22 protein-coding genes are annotated in these 24,015 nt (G+C 68.0%); 15 read left to right on the top strand and 7 right to left on the bottom strand.

All coding sequences use genetic code 11. The features are described from left to right. Positions 1–138: 138 nt before the first annotated feature. Complete coding sequence (locus tag MST3598_RS09925) at positions 139–1,650, top strand: Ig-like domain-containing protein (protein WP_036271557.1); 1,512 nt, start codon at positions 139–141, stop codon at positions 1,648–1,650. A gap of 170 nt (positions 1,651–1,820) precedes the next feature. On the opposite strand, the gene MST3598_RS09920 is transcribed toward MST3598_RS09925, so the two are convergent. The 4 genes from MST3598_RS09920 to MST3598_RS09905 form a co-directional block, all read right to left on the bottom strand. Further along, on the bottom strand, positions 1,821–2,303 hold the full coding sequence (locus tag MST3598_RS09920; RefSeq protein ID WP_029259033.1) for a YbaK/EbsC family protein: 483 nt from the start codon (positions 2,301–2,303) through the stop codon (positions 1,821–1,823). 99 nt (positions 2,304–2,402) lie between these two features. Further along, positions 2,403–3,632 carry an MFS transporter gene (locus MST3598_RS09915; RefSeq protein WP_036271558.1) on the bottom strand — a complete coding sequence of 410 codons (1,230 nt, stop codon included), beginning with the start codon at positions 3,630–3,632 and terminating at the stop codon, positions 2,403–2,405. Continuing rightward, positions 3,629–4,066: a MarR family winged helix-turn-helix transcriptional regulator gene (locus MST3598_RS09910; protein ID WP_036271559.1), complete on the bottom strand. Its 438-nt coding sequence runs from the start codon at positions 4,064–4,066 to the stop codon at positions 3,629–3,631. Before MST3598_RS09910 ends, MST3598_RS09915 begins: the two co-directional genes overlap by 4 nt. A 35-nt stretch (positions 4,067–4,101) precedes the next feature. Continuing rightward, on the bottom strand, positions 4,102–4,887 hold the full coding sequence (locus MST3598_RS09905; RefSeq protein ID WP_021200367.1) for an IclR family transcriptional regulator: 786 nt from the start codon (positions 4,885–4,887) through the stop codon (positions 4,102–4,104). Between the two features lie 104 nt (positions 4,888–4,991). Between MST3598_RS09905 and MST3598_RS09900 the strand changes: the two genes are divergently transcribed. The 3 genes from MST3598_RS09900 to MST3598_RS09890 are packed head-to-tail and all read left to right on the top strand — an operon-like array spanning position 4,992 to position 7,612. Further along, positions 4,992–5,765, top strand: coding sequence for a CoA transferase subunit A (locus MST3598_RS09900; protein ID WP_029259036.1), 774 nt, complete (start codon positions 4,992–4,994; stop codon positions 5,763–5,765). 1 nt (position 5,766) lies between these two features. Further along, positions 5,767–6,435, top strand: coding sequence for a CoA transferase subunit B (locus MST3598_RS09895; protein WP_029259037.1), 669 nt, complete (start codon positions 5,767–5,769; stop codon positions 6,433–6,435). Then, positions 6,428–7,612: an acetyl-CoA C-acetyltransferase gene (locus MST3598_RS09890; protein ID WP_029259038.1), complete on the top strand. Its 1,185-nt coding sequence runs from the start codon at positions 6,428–6,430 to the stop codon at positions 7,610–7,612. Before MST3598_RS09895 ends, MST3598_RS09890 begins: the two co-directional genes overlap by 8 nt. A 24-nt stretch (positions 7,613–7,636) precedes the next feature. On the opposite strand, the gene MST3598_RS09885 is transcribed toward MST3598_RS09890, so the two are convergent. Both MST3598_RS09885 and MST3598_RS09880 read right to left on the bottom strand, forming a co-directional pair. Further along, the gene (locus tag MST3598_RS09885) at positions 7,637–7,936 is read right to left on the bottom strand and encodes a hypothetical protein (protein WP_021200371.1); all 300 of its coding nucleotides are present in this window, start codon (positions 7,934–7,936) and stop codon (positions 7,637–7,639) included. 9 nt (positions 7,937–7,945) lie between these two features. Next, a complete protein-coding gene (locus MST3598_RS09880) occupies positions 7,946–9,151 on the bottom strand; it encodes an aminotransferase-like domain-containing protein (protein ID WP_021200372.1) in 1,206 nt (401 codons plus the stop codon). A gap of 209 nt (positions 9,152–9,360) precedes the next feature. Here MST3598_RS09880 and MST3598_RS09875 point away from each other — a divergent pair, with 209 nt between their 5' ends. The 8 genes from MST3598_RS09875 to MST3598_RS09845 all read left to right on the top strand — a co-directional run bounded on the left by MST3598_RS09875 (position 9,361) and on the right by MST3598_RS09845 (position 19,534). Beyond that, entirely contained in the window at positions 9,361–10,617 is a 1,257-nt protein-coding gene (locus MST3598_RS09875) for an MFS transporter (protein WP_021200373.1), read from the top strand. A 63-nt stretch (positions 10,618–10,680) separates the two neighbouring features. Continuing rightward, the gene (locus tag MST3598_RS09870; protein ID WP_029259040.1) at positions 10,681–12,087 is read left to right on the top strand and encodes an alpha,alpha-trehalose-phosphate synthase (UDP-forming); all 1,407 of its coding nucleotides are present in this window, start codon (positions 10,681–10,683) and stop codon (positions 12,085–12,087) included. Positions 12,088–12,165: 78 nt separating this feature from the next. Further along, the gene (gene otsB / locus MST3598_RS09865) at positions 12,166–12,963 is read left to right on the top strand and encodes a trehalose-phosphatase (RefSeq protein ID WP_021200375.1); all 798 of its coding nucleotides are present in this window, start codon (positions 12,166–12,168) and stop codon (positions 12,961–12,963) included. 9 nt (positions 12,964–12,972) lie between these two features. Next, on the top strand, positions 12,973–14,691 hold the full coding sequence (ilvD, locus tag MST3598_RS18530) for a dihydroxy-acid dehydratase (protein WP_021200376.1): 1,719 nt from the start codon (positions 12,973–12,975) through the stop codon (positions 14,689–14,691). A gap of 51 nt (positions 14,692–14,742) precedes the next feature. After that, positions 14,743–16,545, top strand: a complete 1,803-nt coding sequence (locus MST3598_RS18525; protein WP_029259041.1) for an acetolactate synthase large subunit — start codon at positions 14,743–14,745, stop codon at positions 16,543–16,545. Between the two features lie 3 nt (positions 16,546–16,548). Next, positions 16,549–17,058 (top strand): acetolactate synthase small subunit, encoded by a 510-nt coding sequence (gene ilvN, locus MST3598_RS09855; RefSeq protein ID WP_017830816.1) that lies wholly within the window; start codon positions 16,549–16,551, stop codon positions 17,056–17,058. Further along, positions 16,946–18,166, top strand: coding sequence for a ketol-acid reductoisomerase (gene ilvC / locus MST3598_RS09850; protein WP_269320229.1), 1,221 nt, complete (start codon positions 16,946–16,948; stop codon positions 18,164–18,166). Before ilvN ends, ilvC begins: the two co-directional genes overlap by 113 nt. Before the next feature lie 93 nt (positions 18,167–18,259). After that, positions 18,260–19,534 (top strand): alpha-L-fucosidase, encoded by a 1,275-nt coding sequence (locus MST3598_RS09845; RefSeq protein ID WP_442922149.1) that lies wholly within the window; start codon positions 18,260–18,262, stop codon positions 19,532–19,534. 18 nt (positions 19,535–19,552) lie between these two features. Here the strand turns inward: MST3598_RS09845 and MST3598_RS09840 are convergent, their stop codons facing one another. Beyond that, positions 19,553–20,704, bottom strand: coding sequence for an ROK family transcriptional regulator (locus tag MST3598_RS09840; protein ID WP_021200380.1), 1,152 nt, complete (start codon positions 20,702–20,704; stop codon positions 19,553–19,555). A gap of 200 nt (positions 20,705–20,904) precedes the next feature. Between MST3598_RS09840 and MST3598_RS09835 the strand changes: the two genes are divergently transcribed. From MST3598_RS09835 to MST3598_RS09825, 3 genes are read left to right on the top strand one after another with little or no spacing between them, the layout of a single operon-like run. Further along, a complete protein-coding gene (locus MST3598_RS09835) occupies positions 20,905–22,164 on the top strand; it encodes an ABC transporter substrate-binding protein (protein ID WP_021200381.1) in 1,260 nt (419 codons plus the stop codon). Positions 22,165–22,211: 47 nt separating this feature from the next. After that, positions 22,212–23,117 carry a carbohydrate ABC transporter permease gene (locus MST3598_RS09830; protein ID WP_017830811.1) on the top strand — a complete coding sequence of 302 codons (906 nt, stop codon included), beginning with the start codon at positions 22,212–22,214 and terminating at the stop codon, positions 23,115–23,117. Next, positions 23,107–24,015, top strand: a complete 909-nt coding sequence (locus MST3598_RS09825; RefSeq protein ID WP_029259044.1) for a carbohydrate ABC transporter permease — start codon at positions 23,107–23,109, stop codon at positions 24,013–24,015. Before MST3598_RS09830 ends, MST3598_RS09825 begins: the two co-directional genes overlap by 11 nt.

Below are 24,015 nucleotides of genomic sequence, written 5' to 3'. Positions count from 1 at the left end.
TCGAGCCCGCCGCCGTCTCTCATATGGGGACACATGCCTCGCGCCCTCGGACGCCTCACTGCTTCGCAGCAGCGCCGACGGGATGGGCTACATCAAGAACTGGGGAAGATCTTGTACGAGAGAAACGGTGGCGCCGTCGTGCGCCGGAAGACAACCGCGATCATCGCCGCTGCGGCCGCAGCGCTGGGCGCCGTGATCACACTGGCCGGTGCGGGAGCCGCCTCAGCTGCGGAGTACGACTATCCCGCGGCCATCGATCCTTCGTCGATCACCGTGACCACGGTCGGGGGCGGCGGAGCGGTCTCGCAGTGGGACCAGGTGCGGGTCGACGCCGAGTGGTCGGTGCCGGACGGCGCGGTCGGTGGACAGACCTTCGGGTTCACCCTGCCGAAGGAGTTCGCCCGGGCGGGGACATCCTTCTCGGTACCCTCTGCGGAGGATCCGAGCAAGACGATCGCCGAGTGCACCGTGAGCACCGACGCCGCACCGGTCGTCACCTGCACGCTCACCGACTACGTGAACGGGCGCACCGGGGTCAGCGGCTCCCTGTGGTTCGTCGCCTCCGCCGATGAGCAGACGACCGAGAGCACGGTGGAGTTCACCGTCGATGGCACCATCACGCCCGTCGAGATTCCCGGCGGCGGCATCGGACCGTCGTCGCCGCTGCCCACAGAACCGCAGAAGTGGTCGTGGCAGACGGATGACGGCAGGATCGCGTGGCAGCTGGCGCTGCCGGGTGCGAGCTTCGCGGGCGCGGAGTCGATCGTCGTCGACGACACCCTGACCGGGGCGGGCGACGGATTCGCCGAACATCACAACGAGGATGAGCAGCTCGAGGTATGGAGCACGACAATGCAGGATCGGGATCCGCAGTCGATCACGAACTGGACCGGATCATGGAACGACGGCGGCACGGCCTTCCACCTCGTGATCCCCGGCCCGATCGACCCGACGCGGATGTACTTCGTCAAGTACTTCACGGTGCCGAGCTCGCAGGTCGACGGTGCCACCTACGCCAACACCGCCGACGTCAACGGGATCAAGCTCCAGGACAGGGAGGTGTGGTCTGTCACCGGTGGGGGAAGCGGAGACGGCGACGCCACCGGCGCATTCACCCTCACTAAGGTCGTCGGCGGCTCCGGTTCGTCTGAGGTACCGGCCGATGCCGTCTACACCGTGCGCTACAGCTATGGCGACCCGGTCGTCGAGCGCACCGTCACGGTCACGGCGGGGGCGACCGCACCGCTCATCCAGCTGCCCACGGGGACCGTCGTCACACTCGTGGAACTCACGCCACCGGCGGTCGAGGGGGTCGACTGGGGTGTTCCCGTGTTCTCGGGACCCGATGTGCACTCCGTGGCCGACGGCGGAGCGCAGTTCACCGTCGGCTCCGGTACGACACTCGCGGTCACGCTCACCAACACCGCGACGACGACGCCGCCCGTGATTCCGCCGACGACACCGCCGACACCGCCCACCGCGGTCACTCCGCCCACCGAGCTGCCACTCACGGGTGGGTCGTCGCTGGCCACCACCGGTGGCGATGTCCCCGCTGCGATGCTCTGGGGCGGCGGCGCGGCTCTGCTGCTCGGCATCGCTCTGACCGTTCTCGGAGCGGTCCGGGCGCGCTCGCGCGTGGCCCAGGACTGATCCATCGGACGACTGGTCCGTCGGACGACTGATCCACCGGACGAGGCCGGTGCCGAGGAGTCGCCTGCTCCCCGGTACCGGTTTCGTCGTACCGGCTTCGTCGCGCGCGGGAGAGCAGACGCTCTCCGGTCTTCCGCGAGATCCTTCTCCGTGAGGTCGTTTCCCGGGGGTCAGGCGACGGCGATCACCGTCGCGTCCGTGATACGGCGGAGTTCGTCGAACGTCAGTGGCATGACGGTGTGTGGATGGCCCGCGGCCGCCCACAGCTCTCGATGGTCCCGCAGTGCTTCGTCGATGAACGTGCGGAGCGGCGCGGGGTGCCCGACAGGCGCGACGCCGCCGATCGCCTGGCCGGTCGCCGAGCGGACCACGGATGCGGGCGCCATGGACACGTCGTCCGCGCCGATGCTCGCCCGCAGGGTGGAGAGCTCCACGCGGTGACCGCCGCTGGTCAGAACCAGGACGGGGACGCCATCGGCGAGGAACACCAGACTGTTGGCGATCGCCGCGACGTCGCACCCGATCGCCGCCGCGGCCTCCACGGCTGTGCGTGCGGAGTCCGGAAGCACACGGATCGCTGTCTCGACGCCGGCGTCCACGAGATGCTCATGCACGAGACGGCTGCGTTCGGGGAGGGAAGGCGTTTCGCTCATCGCCCCACGATATCCAAGGCGCAGGCTGCCGGATCCAGAGGGTGCAGGCTGCGACGCCGGAGCGGGCTCCGCTGGCCGTTCCGACGTCGCAGGTCCGGTTCAGGCGGCGTCGCCCACGAGGATGGCCGCGGCGTCCTCCGTCGTCGCGTCCGCAGGCTCGTCGTCGATGTGCGCGAGCACTCGGCGTCCCAGGAACACCGTGAGTGCGGCCAGCAGCACCGAGGCAGCGGCGAACAGGTAGGGAACCGTCGCGTTGAACGCGTGCCACAGCAGCGCCGCGATCGGAGGAGCCATCGCACCGCCGAGGAAGCGCACGGCGGAGTACGCCGAGGAGGCGACGGAGCGCGGAAGATCCGTGGCCTCCATCACGGCCTCCGTGAGCACGGTGTTCATGACGCCGAGCAGGAGCCCGCCGATGACGATGCAGGCGACGAGAGCAGCGGCGTTCGCGACCAGGAGGCCGGCGGCGACGAGGTCGATCGCCAGGAGGGGGAGCACGACGAGGATGATGCGCGTGCGGGGCATCCGGCGCATCAGGATCGGCGCGACCCACACGCTGGTGACGGCGAGTGCGACGCCCCATCCGAAGAACGTGAAGCCGATTCCCATCGCGCCGAAGCCGAGGGGGAACGGCGAGAACGCCAGCAGCACGAAGAAGCCGATGTTGTAGAACAGCGCTGTGATCGCGAGGACCGCCAGTGCGGGACGCCGCAGCGCGGCGAACGGCGCGGAGAACTTCACGGGAACCCGCTTCTCCCCGGGCCCTCGCAGCAGCACGAGCACGGCGACGAATGCGACGGCCATCAGCACGACGACGCCGAAGAACGGGCCGCGCCAGCTCTGCTCCCCGAGGAGTCCGCCGAGGAGAGGGCCCACGGCGATCCCGAGGCCGAGCGCCGCTTCGTAGAGCACGATGGCGGCGCTGCTGCCACCTGACGCGGCGCCGACGATCGTAGCGAGCGCGGTCGAGATGAACAGGGCGTTGCCGAGGCCCCAGCCTGCCCGGAAACCGATGACGGCATCGACACTGCCGCTCAGGGCGCACAGCAGGGCGAAGACGACGATCAGCGCCAATCCGATGAGCAGGGTGGCCTTCGCGCCGATGCGGCTCGAGATCCAGCTGGTCACGAGCATCGCGAGCCCGGTCACGAGGAGGTAGCTGGTGAACAGCAACTCGGTCTCGACCGGCGAGGCCTGGAGCGATTCCGCGATCGCGGGCAGGATCGGGTCCACGAGGCCGATGCCCATGAAGGCGACGACGCACGCGAATGCGACGGCCCACACCTGGGCCGGTTGCTTCCACACCGAGGGGGTGGCGGGGGTGTTCACCGAGATTCTCCTGTTCGATCAGTGGCGGTGTGCGCGGCGAGGATCTCCGCCGCACGGGTGAGGGCAGCCCATTCCTCGTCGCTCAGCGCGGCGAAGCGCGGGGCGAGCGTGTCACGGAACTCGGCGCGCCAGGCGGCGAGGGCGGCGGTTCCCCGTGATGTGATGTCGACCACCGTCGCTCGAGAATCGTCGGGATCGGGGGAGCGGAGCACGAGTCCTTCCCGTTCCAAGCCGCCGAGGAGGCGGGTCATGCCGGGTTGGGTGGTGCGGGCGGCCGCGGCGAGTTCACCCACCCTTCTCGCGCCTGCCTGTTCGAGGAGGCTCAACACTCGCCACTGCGCCGCAGGTGCGTCGTTCCCGGCGTCCTGAGCGGCGATGCGGCCGAGCGCGTACCCCGACAGCACCAGAGAGGGGATGACATCGACGCGATTCATACCAACGAGTATATACCGGTTGGTATGAATGGTCGTCACCGCCTGGTGCTGGCGATCCTCGCGGAGAGTTGGTGCGCGTGCGCGAGGAGCGTGCGACCGAGTTCGGCCATCCGGTCCGGGCCGAAGCGGAACTCGACGCCGGTCAGACTCAGCGCCCATTCCGGGCGCCCTGCACGATCGAAGACCGCAGCGCCCAGCCCCCAGCTGCCCTCGACGATGAGTCCGGGGTTGACGGCATAGCCGCGTTCCTTGGTCTCGGCGAGGCGTGCTCGGAGGGGGAGCTGACCGTGCGCGCGCCCCCACGCTCCCTCCAGCTCGGGGTGGCGGTCGAGATAGGCATCCACATCGTGGTCGGGGAGGAACGCCAGGATGGCGAGTCCGGCGCTGGCGACGCCGAGAGGGAAGCGGACCCCTTCGCTGAGCACGAAGGAGCGGATCGGGAACGACCCTTCCTCGCGGAGCAGGCACACCGTCTCGTCCGCCCGTCGCACGGAGAGGAACGCGCTCTCCTCGGTCTTGACCGCGAGGGAGCGGACGATGTCGCGGGCGAGCGTGGTCACGTCGTAGCGCGCCGCCGCCACGGACCCCATGAGGAACAGCTCCGGCCCGGGCATCCATCGCGTGCTCGCGCCGTCGCGATCGACGAGACCTTCCGACTTGAGGGCGCTCAGAAGACGGTGGGCAGTGGAGCGCGAGAGCTCAGCGGCGACGGCGAGCTCCTGCAAAGAGGCTCCGTCGGAGCCCGCGGCGGTCACCAGACGGAGCAGGCGCGCGGCCCTCGCGATCGCCTGCGTGCCGGGAACTGAAGAGGCGGGTTCCATAATGTGGACGCTACCTCGGTGTTCGGCCACATCGCAAGATCCGGCTTCCCCGCAGACGGCTCGTCGGCGGATGCTGGGGTGAGCACGGAATCGAAGGAGCCGACGTGATCGACAAGCAATGGGAGTCTGCGGAGGCTGCCGTCTCCGACATCGAGGACGGAGCGTCGCTGGCCGTCGGCGGTTTCGGCCTGTCCGGGAACCCGATCGCCCTGATCGAGGCTCTCCTCGCGCAGGGCACCAAGGGCCTCAGCGTGGTGAGCAACAACTGCGGAGTGGATGACTGGGGACTCGGCGTGCTGCTCGCCGCCCAACGCATCCGCAAGATGACCTCGTCGTACGTGGGGGAGAACAAGGAGTTCGAGCGTCAGTTCCTGAGTGGCGAACTCGAACTCGAACTCACCCCGCAGGGCACCCTGGCAGAGAAGCTCAGGGCCGGCGGCTCGGGGATCGCCGCGTTCTACACCCAGACGGGCGTCGGCACGCAGGTCGCCGAGGGCGGGCTGCCGCGTCGGTACAACCCCGACGGAACCATCGCCACCGCCTCGTCGGTGAAGGACGTGCGCGTCTTCGCGGTGAACGGGCAGCCGAAGGAGTTCGTCCTGGAAGAGGCGATCACCACCGACTTCTCGCTCGTGCACGCGGCACGCGGCGACCGACACGGCAACCTCGTGTTCAACAAGGCCGCGCGCAACTTCAATCCGCTCGCCGCGATGGCCGGTCGCATCTGCATCGCGCAGGTCGAGCAGCTGGTGGAGCCGGGCGAGCTCGACCCCGACGACATCCACCTCCCCGGCGTGTTCGTGCACCGGATCGTCGAGGTGGGCATCGACATCCCCAAGCGCATCGAGCGGCGGACCGTCGCCGTGGAAGGAGCCTGAGATGGCACTCACCCGTGAGCAGATGGCGGCCCGCGCGGCGATCGAGCTGGAGGACGGCGCCTACGTCAACCTCGGCATCGGCCTGCCCACCCTCGTACCCAACCATGTCCCGCCCGGGGTCACGGTCGTCCTGCAGTCGGAGAACGGCATCCTGGGCGTCGGTCCCTATCCGCGGGAGGACGCTGTCGACCCAGACCTCATCAACGCCGGCAAGGAGACGGTCACCACCCTCCCCGGAGCGGCGTTCTTCGACTCCGCGACCAGCTTCGGCATGATCCGCGGCGGCAAGATCGACGCGGCCATCCTGGGAGCGATGCAGGTCTCCGTGAGAGGCGACCTCGCGAACTGGATGATCCCGGGCAAGATGGTCAAGGGTCCCGGCGGCGCCATGGATCTGGTTCACGGAGCCGGCCGCGTCATCGTGCTCATGGAGCACGTGGCCAAGGACGGCTCCGCGAAGATCGTCGACGAGTGCTCGCTGCCGTTGACCGGTCGCGGTGTCGTCGATCGGATCATCACCGACCTCGCCGTGGTCGATGTGACGGCCGAAGGCCTGGTGCTCGTCGAGACGGCGCCGGGCGTCACGGTCGACGAGGTCATCGCCGCCACGGAACCACCGCTCACCATCTCCCGCACTCTGCTCACCGGAAGGACCACAGACCATGACTGAGAACGATGTCGTCATCGTCGCCGCCGCCCGCACGCCTCAGGGTCGCCTCAAGGGGCAGCTCGCCGCGTTCACCGCACCTCAGCTCGGCTCTTTCGCCATCCGAGGTGCGCTGGAGCAGAGCTCGATCGATCCGGCCGACGTCGACGCGGTGATCGTCGGCCAGGTGCTCGCCGCCGGGTCGGGGCAGAACGCGGCGCGTCAGGCGGCCATCGGCGCAGGGATCGGGTGGGACGTTCCCGCGCACTCCGTGAACAAGGTGTGCCTGTCCGGTTTGACCGCCATCATCGACGCGGCGCGGATGATCCGCACCGGCGACGCCGATGTGGTCGTCGCCGCCGGGATGGAATCGATGACGCGCGCGCCCCATCTGCTCATGGGATCGCGCGACGGCTGGGCGTACGGCAGCGTCGAGGTTCTCGACCACATGGCATACGACGGCCTCACGGATGCGTATGACCGGGAGAGCATGGGCGCGTCCACCGAGCGGCACAACGCGCGCTTCGGGCTGACCCGTGAAGCGCAGGACCGGGTGGCCGCGCTGTCGCATCAGCGGGCGACGGCAGCGCAGGAGGCAGGTCTCTTCGACGAGGAGATCGTCGCCGTCGACGTGCCGCAGCGTCGGGGAGAGCCCGTGCGCGTGACGAGGGACGAGGGCGTGCGTCCGGACACCACCGTCGAGACCCTCGCGGGACTGCGTGCCGCGTTCGCAGAGGGAGGTTCGATCACGGCGGGGAACTCGTCACCGATCTCCGACGGTGCCTCGGCTGTGGTGGTGACGACACGACGGACCGCGGACGCCAAGGGATGGCCCGTGCTCGTGACCGTCGGAGCGAGCGGGCAGACCGCCGGTCCCGACAACTCGCTGCAGGCGCAGCCGGCGCGTGCCATCGAACGTGCGTGCGAGAAGCAGGGCATCGCGCCCGCCGATCTCGACCTGGTGGAGATCAACGAGGCCTTCGGCGCTGTCGTCTCCCGTTCGCAGGAGGAGCTCGGCCTGGACGAGGGCATCGTGAACATCCATGGCGGCGGCATCGCCATCGGCCACCCGATCGGCGCATCGGGGAACCGGCTCGTGGTGCATGTCGCACATGAGCTCGCTCGTCGAGGTGGCGGTACGGCCGCCGTCGGCCTCTGTGGCGGTGGCGGTCAGGGAGAAGCCCTCATCCTCACCCGGTGACAAGAGTCTCGGGCGGGGAGGACGTCAGGGGCGAGCGTCCTTCGCGTGGTCCTGCGTGTCGGCGAGAGCCTTCTGCGACCGGAACTGCAGTCGCTGGGCCTTCTTCGCCTTCTTGACCGACTGGGGCGAGTCGGCGTCGACCAGGACGCCGCGGCGTTCACGGTTCATGTCGACGACGGCGCCGACCGCGAGTGCCATCGTGATTCCCCAGCTCACCCACGACAGGACGGCGCGCCAGGTGATCGGCTGCTCGCGCGTGCCGCGCAGCAGGGAGACCCCGGCAGAGATCGCAGCGACAAGTCCAGTGCTGAAGAGGTAGCGCATGCCCCCACGCTACCTTCCCGTACCCCAGGTCGCACCGAGCCTTGACAAGCCCTCCCTGATCCTGGCAGGGGAGTAGGTGGTGAAGGACAGGCGGAGGGTGCGTTCGTCGGGGATACCGGAGAAGAACGACGTGCCCGGCACGAAAGCGACGTCGTGAGCGAGCGCTGCGGGAAGCGCCGATGCGGCGTCCCGTCCCTCGGGGAGTCGAACCCAGACGAACATGCCACCGTCGGGTCGGTTCCAGCTGCTTCCGTCCGGGAGCGCGGAGGGAAGCAGCTCCAGCATCGCGTCGCGACGAGCGGCATACGCTTCGCGGATGCGTGAGAGCGCGAGCTCGCCGCGACCCGAAGCGAGGTAGTGGGCGGCCGCTGCCTGGTCGATCGTGGAGGTGTGCAGGTCGGCCGCCTGTTTGGCGATCGTGATCGACGAGCGGATGTCGGCCGTGGTGCGGATCCAGCCGATGCGCAGGCCGGGTGCGATCACCTTGGAGAAGCTGCCGAGGCTGATGACATGTTCGGGGGCGAACGCGGCGAGCGAGGGGAGGGCATCCCCCGAGTACCGCAACTGGCGGTACGGCTCGTCCTCGACGATCCGGAAGCCTCGGCGCTGCGCGATCGCGGCGATCGTGCGTCGTGCTTCGACATCGTGCGTGCGTCCGGTCGGATTCTGAAACGTGGGCACGGTGTAGAAGAACTTCGGTCCATGGTGCGCGGCGAGGCGGTCCAGTGCGTCGAGGTCGAGGTCATCGCCGACGTAGGGGACACCGACGACGCGGGCACCGGCCAGCGCGAACGTCTGGAGCGCTGCGAGGTAGCAGGGCTCCTCAACCAGGATCGTGTCGCCGGGATCGACGAGCGTCGTCGAGATGAGCCCCAGCCCCTGCTGCGACCCCGTCGTGACGATGAGGTCGGATGCCGCGGTGGGCAGCCCGTCGGACGAATAGCGTCTGGCGACCGCGTCCCGCAGTCCCGGGTCGCCCTCGGACGTGGAGTACTGGAGCACCCCCGGGGAGTCGAGCACGGCATCGAACGCGGCGCGGATGCCCTCGACGTCGAAGAGCTCGGGCGCGGGGAGCCCGCCGGCGAACGAGATGACCTCGGGGCGCGCGGTGAGGGCCAGCAGGTCGCGGACCGGCGAGGTCTTGGCACTGCCGGCACGCTGTGAACGCGACGGGAGGGAGAGGATCGGCGCGGCGGGCTGCGGGGCAGTGGGCAACGGGGACTCCTCTTGCGCTTGTCGTTCGGCGGGTGTCGCCCAGACTAGACCCGTCCCGAGGCGCCGGCTTCCCTGCTGTTCCCCGGGCCGACCCGCTATCATGGCCTGGTCGCGGCTCGCCCGCGGCCGCACCCCGTGTATCTACCGGCCGTCGGCATTCCGACGGACAGCGGCGGCACCCGACATCGCGTCCTCGACGCGCGAGAGCCATGACACGCGCCACAGCAATCCCACCACTCACCGAGCCGAGCCTTCTGCGTCTCGCCGGTCTGCCCTACTTCCTGATCGCCTTCATCGCGCGGTTGCCGTTCGCCATGATGGTGGTCGGCGTCCTGACCGTGGTCGTGTCCGCCCGCGGTTCCCTGTCCCTGGGCGGGCTCACCTCCGCAGCCGTCGGCCTCGGCACGGCCTGCTTCGGGCCTCTTCTCGGCGCCGCCGCAGACCGCTTCGGTCAGCGCGTCGTCCTGATGGTGCTCGCCCTCGCCAACGGCGCCATGCTCCTGCTCTTCACGTTCGTGGTCTATGGCACCGCGGCAGACGGCTTCGTGCTGCTGGCCGCAGTGGGCATCGGAGCCACCGCCCCGCAGGTCGCACCGCTCTCGCGCTCGCGGCTGGTGACGATCATCAACGAACGGATGGCCGTGGCTCGCCGCGCCAAGACGGTGTCGGGCACGATGGCCTACGAGTCCGCGGCCGACGAGACCGTGTTCGTCTTCGGTCCCTTCCTGGTCGGTATCCTCGCGTCGGCCATCGCGCCGTGGGCGCCTCTGGTCGGCGCGGCCGTGCTCACGGTGGTCTTCGTCGGTGCCTTCGCTTTGCACCCCAGCGGTCGACACGTGTCGCAGGACCGCGACGCCGACGGCAGGGCGCCGTCCGCCGTCTCCGAGCTGTTCCGCCCGCAATTGCTGATCGTCGTCCTCGGCATCCTCGGAGTCGGGATCTTCTTCGGCACGATGCTCACCTCGCTGACGTCGTTCATGGCCGATCGCGGCGCGCCGGAGCAGGCCGGGCTCCTCTACGGGGTCATGGGCGTCGGTTCCGCCATCCTCGCGCTCGGCGTCGCCTGGCTTCCCGCCGCCTTCTCGATGCGGGCGCGATGGCTCGTCTTCTCCGGCATCCTGCTGGCGGGCACCCTTCTGCTCGGATTCGTCGACACACCGGGCACGATGATGCTGGCGCTCGCGATCATGGGAATCGGCATCGGACCCACCCTCGTCACGCAGTACAGCTTCGGCGCCGCCCGCAGTCCGCGCGGACGCTCGGCCACCGTCATGACCATGTTGGGATCCGGTGTGGTCGTCGGTCAGTCGATCGGAGCCGCGTTCGCCGGTGAGATCGCAGAGAACGTCGGCACTCCTGCGGCGCTTCTCTTGCCGATGATCGCGGCGTTCATCGCCTTCGCGGCGGGCCTGGCCAACTGGTTCCTGACTGGTGTTGGGCGCCGGGAGGCTCTCGTCAAGGCCTGAGCGACGATCCGCGGAAATCCGCGTTCCTCGATAGCCTGGAGGAAACCCCCGGGAGGAGCCCTCGTGGCCGCAGCAGATTTCGTCGTCGTCGCCAACCGCCTGCCCGTGGATCGCGTGGTGGGGCCTGATGGTGAGGAGACCTGGCGCACCTCTCCGGGCGGACTCGTCGCCGCCCTCGAACCCATGATGCGCAGTGTCCACGGAGCCTGGGTGGGCTGGCCCGGTCAGGCCGACGTCGAGCTGGAGCCTTTCGAGGCCGACGGCATCGATCTGATTCCGGTCGCGCTGAGTGCCCAGGAGGTGGCGGAGTACTACGAGGGCTTCGCGAACGACACGATCTGGCCGCTCTATCACGACGTGATCGCTCCTCCGCAGTACCACCGCGAGTGGTGGGATGCCTACGTCACCGTGAATCGACGGTTCGCCGAGGCGGCCGCTGATGCCGCGGCGCCGGAGGGCACGGTCTGGGTTCACGACTACCAGCTGCAGCTCGTGCCGCAGATGGTGCGCGAACTGCGCCCGGATGTCACGATCGGGTATTTCCATCACATCCCGTTCCCCGCACACGGGCTCTACGCGCAGCTGCCCTGGCGTGACCAGGTGCTGCGCGGGCTGCTCGGCGCCGACGTCATCGGTTTCCAGCGCGCGCAGGACGCCACCTACTTCCTGACCGCCGTACGCCGGCGGCTGCGCTACGAGGTCAAGGGCCCCCATGTCTCCGTCCCCGAGGGAGACGGCACCCGAACGGCGATGGCGCGGGCATTCCCGATCTCGATCGACACCACCCCGTATCTCGAGCTCGCTGCCCGCGAGGATGTGCGCGCGAGGGCGGCGGAGATCCGCGCGAGCCTCGGAAACCCCAAGCGCATCCTGCTCGGTGTCGACCGGCTCGACTACACCAAGGGCATCCGTCACCGCATCAAGGCATACGGCGAGTTGCTGGCCGAGGGACGCCTCAAAGTCGAAGACGTGACGCTCGTGCAGGTCGCCAGTCCCAGCCGGGAGCGTGTGGATGCGTACGTGCACCTGCGCGACGAGATCGAGCTCGCGGTCAGCCGCATCAACGGCGATACCGACACGATGGGCCATTCCGCGATCCGATATCTTCACCAGGGCTATCCGCGCGAAGAGATGGTCGCGCTGTACCTCGCCGCAGATGTGATGCTGGTGACGGCCCTGCGGGACGGCATGAACCTCGTCGCCAAGGAGTATGTCGCGACCCGCGTCGACGACCGCGGAGTGCTGGTGCTCAGCGAGTTCACCGGCGCCGCGGATGAGCTGCGGCAGGCGGTCCGGGTGAACCCGCACGACATCGAGGGTCTCAAGGATGCGATCATGACGGCCGTGGAGATGCCTCCGGCGGAGCAGGGGCGGCGTATGCGGTCGCTTCGACGTCGGGTGCTGGACAACGACGTCGACGCGTGGTCGTCGTCGTTCCTGGCGGCGCTCTCCGAGGTCCGTGGTCGCTGACGTTCCTCCACGACCGAGATACTGAGCGTGCGGCTCACGCCGGAGCCGCCGAGAACCACCCCTGTGATTGGAGAATCCGTGACGCGTCCCTGGACCCCCGGAACCGCTGACGACGACCTGCAGGCTCTGGCTGCCACACCGCGGTTGGTGGTCGCCCTCGACTTCGACGGCACGGCTTCTCCTCTGGTCGCAGACCCGATGGCGGCACGGGCGCTTCCCGAGGTGGCGGTTCAGGTCGAACGCCTCGCCGCTCTGCCGGACACGCTCGTCGCCTACGTCTCCGGTCGCAGCATGCACGACCTTCGCGTGATCACCGAGCACACGGACGACTCCGCGATCGCGCTGGCCGGCTCACACGGCGCCCAGTACTGGTTCCCCGGCGAGGGCGACGTGGACGCACCAGGCGAGGAGACGGAAGAAGGGGCTCGGGAAGAGCTCTGGGCTGCGGCGAAGCCGATCATCGAACGGTACGAGGGTGCGGAGTTCGAGCCCAAGACCTTCGGCATGGGCGTGCACACCCGCCGTGCGGACCGGGAGACCGAGCAACGCGTCTTCGCCGAGATCGACGCGCTCGTCGCCGAGCGATTCCCGCACTGGCGGCGGCGCTCCGGGCACCGGGTTCTCGAATTCTCCTCGCGCACCGAGGGCAAGGACGCCGCGATGGCCGCGCTCCGCGATCGCTTCGATGCCACGGGGATCCTGTTCGCCGGCGACGATGTGACCGACGAGGACGCGATGCGTGTGCTCGGAGAAGGCGACCTCGGCGTGCGCGTGGGCCCGGGGGAGAGCGTCGCGACCTTGCGTGTGGACACTCCACAACAGATCGCCGAGCTTCTGGAGGCGTTGGCGGACGAACGCGCCTCTCGTCGGCAATAGACTTCCGTCATGTCCTCGCATGATCCCTCTCACAGCGCGCCCATCGACATCAAGCCCCGCAGCCGCGTCGTCACCGACGGCATCGAGGCCACGACCTCCCGAGGCATGCTCCGTGCCGTCGGCATGGGAGACGCCGACTGGGACAAGCCGCAGATCGGCATCGCGTCGAGCTGGAACGAGATCACTCCCTGCAACCTGAGTCTCGACCGTCTCGCTCAGGGGGCCAAGGAAGGCGTGCACTCCGGCGGCGGCTACCCGCTGCAGTTCGGCACGATCTCCGTCTCGGACGGCATCTCGATGGGCCACGAGGGGATGCACTTCTCGCTCGTGTCGCGCGAGGTCATCGCCGACTCCGTCGAGACCGTCATGATGGCCGAGCGCCTCGACGGTTCCGTGCTCCTCGCCGGCTGCGACAAGTCGATCCCCGGAATGCTCATGGCCAGCGCGCGCCTCGACCTGTCGAGCGTGTTCCTGTACGCCGGGTCCATCGCTCCCGGCTGGGTCAAGCTCTCTGACGGCACCGAGAAGGACGTCACGATCATCGACTCGTTCGAGGCGGTCGGTGCCTGCCGTGCCGGTCTCATGAGCGAGGAGGACCTCAAGCGCATCGAGTGCGCCATCGCTCCCGGCGAGGGTGCCTGCGGTGGCATGTACACCGCCAACACCATGGCGTCGGTCGCGGAGGCCCTCGGCCTCAGCCTTCCGGGCTCGGCGGCTCCGCCCGCAGCGGATCGTCGTCGCGACTACTACGCCCACCGCTCGGGCGAGGCCGTGGTGAACCTGCTCCGTCAGGGCATCACGACGCGCGACATCCTCACCAAGGAGGCGTTCGAGAACGCGATCGCCCTCGCGATGGCCCTCGGTGGTTCCACGAACGTCGTCCTGCACCTGCTCGCGATCGCCCGTGAGGCCGACGTCGAGCTGAGCCTGCACGACTTCAACCGCATCGGCGACAAGGTCCCGCACGTCGCCGACATGAAGCCCTTCGGCAAGTACGTGATGAACGACGTCGATCGTCACGGCGGCATCCCCGTGATCATGAAGGCGATGCTCGACGAGGGCCTGTTGCACGGCGACGCGCTCACCGTCACGGGCAAGACGCTCGCCGAGAACCTCGCCGACCTCGACCCGCAGCCGATCGACGGCGAGGTCATCCACACCTTCGACAACCCGATCCACGCGACCGGCGGCCTCACGATCCTGCACGGCTCCCTCGCCCCCGAGGGCGCTGTCGTCAAGACCGCCGGCTTCGACGCCGCCGTGTTCGAGGGCCCCGCACGCGTGTTCGAGCGCGAGCGCGCCGCCATGGACGCGGTCGCCGAGGGGGAGATCGAGCCCGGCACCGTCATCGTGATCCGCTACGAGGGCCCCAAGGGCGGACCGGGCATGCGCGAGATGCTCGCCATCACTGCGGCCATCAAGGGCGCGGGGCTCGGAAAAGATGTACTACTCTTGACTGACGGACGATTCTCAGGCGGCACAACCGGCCTGTGCATCGGCCACATAGCACCCGAAGCGGTGGACGCAGGTCCTATCGCCTTCGTGCGCGATGGTGATCTGATACGGGTCGATATCGCAGCTCGCTCTCTCGATCTACTCGTCGACGAGGCAGAGCTCGCCTCCCGCCGTTCTGGCTGGGAGCCGCTTCCCCCGCGCTACACCCGAGGCGTTCTTGCCAAGTACTCGCGCCTCGTGCGGTCCGCCGCCGAGGGAGCGACCACCGGCTGACCCGGACGCTCCGACGTCCGGCGTCCTCCACAGATCATCAGAAGGAAACTCATGACTGCTGATACCGCCCCGGCCGTGCCGAGGCCGCCCGCCCGTCAATCCTCTGCGCCGGAGATCACCGGCGCGGAGGCCGTGGTCCGCTCGCTCGAGCTGCTCGGTGTCACCGACGTGTTCGGTCTTCCCGGAGGTGCGATCCTCCCGGTCTACGACCCGCTCATGGATGCCTCCGAGCTGCGCCACATCCTGGTGCGGCACGAGCAGGGCGCCGGTCACGCCGCCGAGGGCTACGCATCGGCCTCCGGCAAGGTCGGCGTGTGCATCGCGACCTCCGGGCCCGGTGCGACCAACCTCGTGACCGCGATCGCCGATGCCTACATGGACTCGGTTCCGATGCTCGCCATCACCGGCCAGGTGTTCTCGACGCTGATGGGAACGGACGCGTTCCAGGAAGCCGACATCGTGGGCATCACGATGCCGATCACCAAGCACTCGTTCCTGGTGAAGGATGCCGCGGACATCCCCGGCGCGATCGTCGCGGCCTACGAGATCGCGGGCACCGGACGCCCCGGCCCCGTGTTGGTCGACATCACGAAGGATGCGCAGCAGGCGACCGCCCCGTTCGTGTGGCCGCCCAAGATCGACCTCCCCGGCTATCGTCCCGTCACGAAGGCGCACGGCAAGCAGATCCAGGCCGCGGCGACGCTGCTCGCCGAGGCCAAGAAGCCGGTGCTGTACGTCGGCGGTGGTGTGATCCGCGGCAAGGCGTCGGCGGAGCTCCTCGAGCTCGCGGAGTCCACCGGCGCGCCGGTCGTCACCACGCTGATGGCGCGCGGCGCGTTCCCCGACTCGCACCCTCAGCACCTCGGCATGCCCGGCATGCACGGCACGGTTCCCGCCGTGCTGGCGCTCCAGGAGGCCGACCTCCTGGTGTCGCTCGGTGCCCGGTTCGACGACCGCGTCACGGGTAAGGCGGCTCTGTTCGCGCCGAACGCGAAGGTCGTCCATGTCGACATCGACCCGGCCGAGATCTCCAAGATCCGCACGGCCGATGTGCCGATCGTCGGCGACGTGCGCGATGTGCTCACCGATCTCGATGCGGCCTTCCGCGGGGCGACCTCCGGCGCGAAGCCCGACATCGAGGAATGGTGGTCGTACCTCGACGGACTGCGCACCGAGTTCCCCCTCGGATACGCGCCGACGACGGACGGCCTCCTGGCTCCGCAGTATGTGATCCAGCGGATCGGCGAGCTCACCGGTCCGGAGGGCATCTTCGCCTCCGGCGTCGGTCAGCACCAGATGTGGGCGGCACAGTTCATCAAGTACGAGCGTCCGAACGCCTGGTTGAACTCCGGCGGTGCCGGCACGATGGGTTACTCGGTGCCGGCCGCGATGGGGGCCAAGGTGGCGCAGCCCGAGCGTCCGGTCTGGGCGATCGACGGCGACGGCTGCTTCCAGATGACGAATCAGGAGCTCGCGACCTGCACGATCAACAACATCCCGATCAAGGTCGCGATCATCAACAACTCGTCGCTCGGCATGGTCCGGCAGTGGCAGACGCTGTTCTATGACGGCCGTCACTCCAACACCGATCTGAACACGGGTCACGGCACGATCCGCATCCCCGACTTCGTGAAGCTCGCCGAGGCCTACGGCTGCCTCGCGATCCGCGTGGAGAAGGAAGAGGAGGTGGACGCCGCCATCCAGCTCGCGCTCGAGACGAACGACCGCCCCGTGGTGATCGACTTCGTCGTGAGTGCCGACTCCATGGTGTGGCCGATGGTCCCGCAGGGAGTCAGCAACAGCTATGTCCAGTACGCCCGCGAGCACGCGCCCGCATTCGACGAGGAGGACTGATCCATGTCGACCCACGTGCTGAGCCTGCTGGTGGAGAACACCCCCGGCCTGCTGACCCGTGTCGCGGGGCTCTTCGCCCGCCGCGGCTTCAACATCGACTCCCTCGCCGTCGGCGTGACGGAGGTGCCGGGTATCTCCCGCATCACCGTCGTCGTCGACGTCGACGAGCTTCCGCTCGAGCAGGTCACCAAGCAGCTCAACAAGCTGATCAATGTGATCAAGATCGTCGAGCTCGACTTCGCCACCTCCGTGCAGCGCGAGCACATGCTCGTGAAGGTGCGCACCGACAACGCCACGCGCTCGAACGTGATCGAGGTGGTGAACCTCTTCCGCGCCTCCGTGGTCGACTACGCCTCCGACGCACTCGTGATCGAGGTGACCGGTGACAAGGGCAAGGTCGATGCGATGCTGCGCGCGCTCGAGCCCTTCGGCATCAAGGAGATCGCGCAGTCCGGCCTTCTCGCGATCGGCCGCGGCGGCAAGAGCATCACCGAACGCGTCCTGCGCGGCTGACCAACCCGAGTACCGAGTTTTCGCCGCTCATCGAGTGCGCGAAGCAAGACGAAACGCAAAGAACAAGGAGAAACACATAGTGAGCACCGAGATCTTCTACGACGCCGATGCAGACCTGTCCCTGATCCAGGGCAAGAAGGTCGCGATCGTCGGCTACGGATCGCAGGGTCACGCCCATGCGCAGAACCTGCGCGACTCGGGTGTCGAGGTCGCGATCGCCCTCAAGGAGGGCTCCAAGTCGGCAGCCAAGGCCGAGGAGGCCGGCTTCCCGGTGAAGACCGTCGCCGACGCCACCGAGTGGGCCGACGTCATCATGATCCTCGCGCCGGACCAGCACCAGCGCACGATCTACAGCGAGTCGATCGCGCCGAACCTGACGGCCGGCAAGACGCTCGCCTTCGCGCACGGCTTCAACATCCGCTTCGGTTACATCGACGCTCCCGAGGGTGTCGACGTGATCCTGGTCGCCCCGAAGGCTCCCGGTCACACGGTCCGTCGCGAGTTCGTCGCCGGCCGTGGCATCCCCGACATCATCGCCGTCGAGCGCGACGCATCGGGCACGGCATGGGACCTCGCGCTCTCGTACGCCAAGGCCATCGGCGGCACCCGCGCCGGCGTCATCAAGACGACCTTCACCGAGGAGACCGAGACCGACCTGTTCGGTGAGCAGGCCGTGCTCTGCGGTGGCGTGAGCCACCTGGTGCAGGCCGGCTTCGAGACGCTGACCGAGGCGGGCTACCAGCCGCAGATCGCGTACTTCGAGGTTCTGCACGAGCTCAAGCTGATCGTCGACCTGATGTGGGAGGGCGGCATCGCCAAGCAGCGCTGGTCGATCTCCGACACCGCCGAGTTCGGCGACTACGTCTCGGGTCCGCGCGTCATCGACGAGCGCGTCAAGGAGAGCATGAAGGGCGTGCTGGCCGACATCCAGTCCGGCGCCTTCGCGAAGCGCTTCATCGACGACCAGGACAACGGGGCCGAGGAGTTCCTGGCACTGCGTGCGAAGGAGGAGCAGCACCCGATCGAGGTCACCGGCAAGGAGCTGCGCTCGCTCTTCGCGTGGAAGCAGCAGGATGAGGACTACGTCGACGGCAGCGCCGCGCGCTGATTCGATTCTCGAAAGAACGGGCGTCCCTTCGGGGGCGCCCGTTCTTCGTGACCGAGGTCATTCTGCCTCTAAACATCCGATGTCTATGCCAGGATGGAGGACATGCGACAGGAATGGTTTGACCGGGCCCGGTTCGGCATGTTCGTCCACTTCGGCCTCTACAGCGGGGCCGCCCGGCACGAGTGGGTCCAGAACTACGAACGCCTCACCGATGAGGACTACCGGCAGTATTTCGAGCACTTCGACCCGGATCTCTTCGATGCGACCGCCCTGGCGCGCACGGCGAAGGAGACCGGCATGGGATACGTGGTGCTCACCACGAAGCACCACGACGGATTCTGCCTCTGGGACTCGAAGCTGACGGACTTCACGTCGGTGACGAACACCGGGCGCGACCTCGTGCGCGAGTATGTGGAGGCGCTGCGGGCCGAGGGCCTCAAGGTCGGCCTCTACCACTCGGTGATCGATTGGCATCACCCCGACTTCACGGTGGACTGGAACCACCCGCGCCGTGACGACGAGGGCGCGCACGCGCTGAATGTCGGGCGCGACATGGCCGCGTACCGCGACTACCTCCACGGGCAGGTGCGCGAGCTCCTCACGGAGTACGGCGACATCGACTACCTCTTCTTCGACTTCACCTACCCCGAGGAGAAGGACGGATGGGTGGGCAAGGGGCCGGGCGACTGGGACGCGACAGCCCTGCTCGCCCTGTGCCGGGAACTGCAGCCGAACATGCTCGTGAATGATCGTCTGGGCATTCCGGCCGACTTCGTCACCCCCGAGCAGTACCAGCCGACTTCGCCGATCGTGCGTGACGGTGTGCCGCTGACCTGGGAGGCGTGCCAGACGCTGAACGGCTCCTGGGGCTACCACCGTGACAACACCGATCAGAAGTCGCCCACCATGCTCGTGCAGATGCTGGTGGACTCTGTGTCGATGGGCGGCAACATGCTGTTGAACATCGGCCCGGACGGACGTGGGGCGATCGCGCCCCGCGATGCGCAGACGCTGGGGGTGATCGGCGAGTGGATGCGCCTGCATCGGGGCGCCGTGATCGGCGCCGGGCACGCGTCGTTCACCCCGCCGCGCGAGGGGGTGTACACGCGTAGGGGGAACCGCCTGTACCTGAACCTGTTCAGTTGGCCGATGGGCTTCGTGCACCTGCCGGAGCTCGCCGGGAAGGTGTCGTACGCGCGGCTGCTGAACGACGGATCGTGGCTCCGGACCAGCGTGTCCGATCCGGATCGCGAGGCGGATCTGATGACGCCTGCGGGGGAGGCCGAGGGGACGCTGACGGTGCACCTCCCGGTGCGACGCCCCGACGTGCTCGTGCCCGTGATCGAACTGAATCTGATCGACGACTGAGTCCCTCGTGGCGGCGGCTCAGGCCGTCGCCACGGGGATGTCCATGCCCTCGAGCGCGAGGCGCGCGGCTCCATGCAGGATGGCATCAGCGCCCGTGGTCGCGGACTCGATGCGCAGGCGCTGCGTGGCGAGCGGGTGGCACGCCTCGTAGACCCGGCTGCGGACGGCGGCGATGAACGGTTCGGATGCGCTCATGCTGCCGGTGAGGAACACGGCGTGCGGGTTGAAGAAGTTCACGACGCCGGAGAGCGCCTGTCCGAGATGGGTGCCTGCGGTCCGCACCAGCGTCGTGGCCAGGGGATCCGCATCGCGTGCCAGGCTGAGCACATCGGTCGTCGTGTGCACGGAGTCGTTGCCGCGGTCTCGCATCTGCCGCACGAGGCTCGCCCCGCTCGCCACGGTCTCGAGGCAGCCGGTGTTGCCGCAGGAGCAGGGGATGTCGCCGCTGCCGTCGATGCGGGTGTGCGTGATGTCGCCGGCGGCGGAGGTCGCACCGCGGTGCACGCGGCCGTCGACGATGATGCCGCTGCCGATCGCGGTTCCCGCCTTCACCGTGATGCTGTGGCCGGTGTGGCCGAAGCGCTCACGGTGCTCTCCCAGGGCGGCGAGATTGGCGTCGTTGTCGACCGCCACCGGAACGTCGTAGCGCGTGGAGAGGTGCTCGCCGACGCGGAACCCCGGCCATCCGGGCATCCGCGATGGCTGATCGACCGAGCCTGTCGCGATGTCGACGGGTCCCGGAAGGCTGATGCCGATCGCGTGGACGCGACCGGCGGACGCCAGGCGGTCGAATACGACCCCGAGGCGGTCGAGCGTCGCCTCGGGGCCCTCGGTCACATCGACGGCGATCGACTCGCTGTCCAAGAGGGCGCCACTGAGGGAGTGCCTGCCGATGCGCGCGTGGCCCCCGCCGAGGTCTGCCGAGAGTACGAAGCCGTCCGCGGCGATCTGGAGGACCCGGGGACGTCGTCCGCCGCGAGAGGTGCCGTCGCCCGCTTCGCGGAGGACTCCGGCGTCGAGCAGGGACTGCACGCGGAGTCCGACCGTCGATGCGGCGACGCCGAGCGATGTGGCGAGCTCCGATCGCGAGCGGGCCTCGCCGCGCGCGACGAGGTCGAGGATCCGCCGCGTGTGCGGGTCGTCGACGGTGGTGTCAGCGGTGTTCGTCATGGGAGCACTTTCCTGTCGGAGCATCGTCAGCGTAGCGGGGGATGGTCGTGTTTCCCGGGAGTTACGAATTATCAAGGTCCGATAAACATCGGATGTTCAGCTTGCGGCCCCTTGCGAAGTATGAAACGGTAACTTCATACGAAATCCTACTAGGTTAATTCGAGCCTCGAAATAACCAGTTCCCTTCCAGGAGGCATTCAATGAAGAAGTTGCGTGTAGGGGCTGTTGTCGCCGTCGCCGGCGTCGCAGTCGCGATGACCGGCTGCGCGAGCGGCAGCGGCACCGGCGGTTCCGCCGACGGCGACACGATCGTCGTCGACATGTGGGCGGGGAGCGAGTCCGACGTCGATGCCCTCGAGGCCCAGGTCGCATTCGCGCAGGAGCAGAACCCCGACATCAAGATCAAGCTGCAGACGTCGCCGTGGAGCGACTTCTTCACGAAGCTGACCACCAACATGGCCAGCGGCAACATGGCGTGCGTGACCGGTATGAGCGGAGCGCAGCTGGGCGGCTACACCGGCGGATTCCGTGAGCTGAGCGATGCCGACCTCAAGACGGCCGGCATCGACTGGTCCGAGTTCAACCCGAGCGCCGACGGCATCCTCAGCTTCGAGGGCAAGACCTATGGCGTGCCCTTCGACGTCGCCACCATGCTCGTGTACTACAACCAGGACATGCTGACCGCAGCGGGCGCCCCCACCCCGGAGATCGGGTGGACGTTCGACGACTTCGACACCATCGCCGCCGCTGCCACCAAGGACGGCAAGTACGGCTTCGGCATGGGCATGGGCGGCTACCAGTGGATGTCGATGCCGATCGCGTACTCCGCGACGCAGCCGGCCTCCGAGGACGGCACCCTGCACATCGACGAGAAGGCGTTCGTCGACGCCTCGACCTGGTACGCCGAGCTGGTGACCGAGAAGAAGGTCGCGGCCCCCGTGGCGTCCGCTTCCGACACCGGATGGGGCGAGAACCAGTACACCGGCGCCAATGCCGCGATGGCCGTCGACGGCACGTGGAACGCCGTGAGCTACCTCGACAACGAGTCCGGCTTCGCCGCCGGCATGGTGCCGCTGCCCGCAGGCGCGGACGGCAACCCCGGCCCGATCCTCGGCTCCGGTTACGGCATCTCGGCCAACTGCAAGAACCCGGAGGCCGCCCTCAAGGTGATGGGCTCGCTGCTGGGCGAGGACGCGCAGGACTACATCGCATCCTCGGGACGCTCGTATCCCGCGCGCACGTCGTCGCAGCCGCTGTACTTCGAGTCCATCGACGAGAAGTACCGCGACCAGGTGCAGTCGGTGTTCGAGGCCGCGTTCGGCGACACCGTTCCGCTGTACATGACGAAGAACTGGCAGAAGCTCGACAGCTACATCCAGCCCAACCTGGTCAGCGTCTACAACGGTCAGATGACGATGGAAGAGCTGCTCTCCAACGCGCAGGCGCAGTTCGGCGAGTGACCCGGCTCCGGCCACCGCAGTAACGCAGCAACAGAGAAAGAACTGAGATGACGATCACGACGAGACGTCGACGATCGCTCGCCAAGGTGGAGGCCGGTCAGGCGCTGGGGTTCGCAAGCCCCGCCCTGATCGGGCTCGCCCTGTTCACGATCGTGCCCGTCGGGCTCTCGATCGTGATGAGCGTCTTCGACTGGCCGACCTTCGGCGAGCGGACCTTCAACGGCGTGGACAACTACGTCAAGCTGTTCACCAGCAGCCCCGACTTCTGGCCGGCGCTGCGCAACTCGGCGGTGTACACCCTGCTCTACGTGCCGCTGAGCGTCGCTCTCTCGCTCGTGCTCGCTCTCGGCCTCGGATCGCGAATCCGCGGACGAGGAGCCCTGCGCGTGCTCTTCTTCATCCCCGTGGTGACTCCGATGGTCGCCAACGTGCTGGTGTGGAAGATGATGCTGCAGCCGCAGGGGCTGTTCAACGGTCTCTCGCAGACCTGGTTCGGCATCGAGCTGCCGAACTTCCTCGCCGACCCGTCATGGGCCATGATCATGGTCGTCGTGATGAGCGTCTGGCAGGGGCTCGGCTACAACATGCTGATCTTCTCGGCCGCTCTCGAGCAGCTCCCCGAGAGCGTGCTGGAGGCGGCGAGCATCGACGGCGCCCGAGGGTTCCGCCGGGTATGGAGCATCATCATCCCGATGATCTCGCCGTCGATCTTCTTCGCGACGATCATGACGATGATCACCTCCCTGCAGGTGTTCGTCCAGCCGCAGATGCTCACCGGCGGCGGTCCCGGCAACGCCACCAAGCCGCTCGTCATGTACATCTGGGAGCAGGGGTTCACCTTCGGCGACCTCGGCCTCGCCGCCGCAGCCGCGTGGATCCTCTTCGCGATCATCATCGCGATCACCGGGCTCCAGTTCGCCGCGCAGAAGAAGTGGGTGCACTATGAGCACTGAGACCCTCGTCCGCCCCACGGGCCGTGCCGGCCGCTCCGATCGGGAGCGTGCGCGCGGCGCGGCGACCACACCGGGTGCCCGCGCGCGACTGATCCTCGCCCATGTCGCGATCTACATCGCGGCGCTGATCTTCATCTCCCCGCTGATCTACGCGTTCTTCTCGGCGCTCAAGCCGAACGCCGAGATGTTCTCGATGCCGCCGACCCTGGTGGGTTCCGAGCTGCGGTGGAGCAACTTCGTCGACGTGTTCGCCTACGGGCCGTTCCTGACCTACATCATGAACTCCTTCATCGTCGCGATCGGCGGCACCCTCGTCGTTCTGGTCGTCTCGACCACGGCAGGGTACGCCTTCGGGCGTCTGCGCTGGAAGGGCCGCGACGCGGTGTTCGTGCTGTTCCTCGCGACGCTCATGGTGCCGGCCGAAGTCCTCGTCATCCCGATGTTCCAGGTGATGCAGTGGTTCAACTGGGTCGACACCTACCAGGCGCTGATCCTGCCCTTCGCCTTCGGGGCCTTCGGCACGTTCCTGATGCGGCAGTTCTTCCGCGGCATCCCGTACGAGCTGGAGGAGGCGGCACGCGTCGACGGCGCCGGCCCCGTGCGCTCGTTCCTGCAGATCATCCTTCCCCTGTCGAAGTCGGCCGTGGCGGTGCTCGCGGTGTTCACGTTCCTCTCGTTCTGGAACAGCTACCTGTGGCCGCTGATCGTGACGGTCGACTACAACGCGCACGGAACGCTCCCCGTCGGACTCGCGAGCTTCGCAGGACTCACCGGCACGCGGTGGGACCTGCAGATGGCCGCGGCCATCATCTCGATGGTGCCGACGACGATTCTCGTGATCGTGTTGCAGAAGCACCTCGTCAAGGGCATCGCGATGGCAGGACTGGGCGGGCGCTGA

Source organism: Microbacterium sp. TPU 3598 (assembly GCF_002356155.1).
GTDB classification, from domain to species: domain Bacteria; phylum Actinomycetota; class Actinomycetes; order Actinomycetales; family Microbacteriaceae; genus Microbacterium; species Microbacterium maritypicum_A.
Note: the sequence above shows the minus strand (reverse complement) of the source record. Positions and strands in the feature narration are given on the sequence as shown.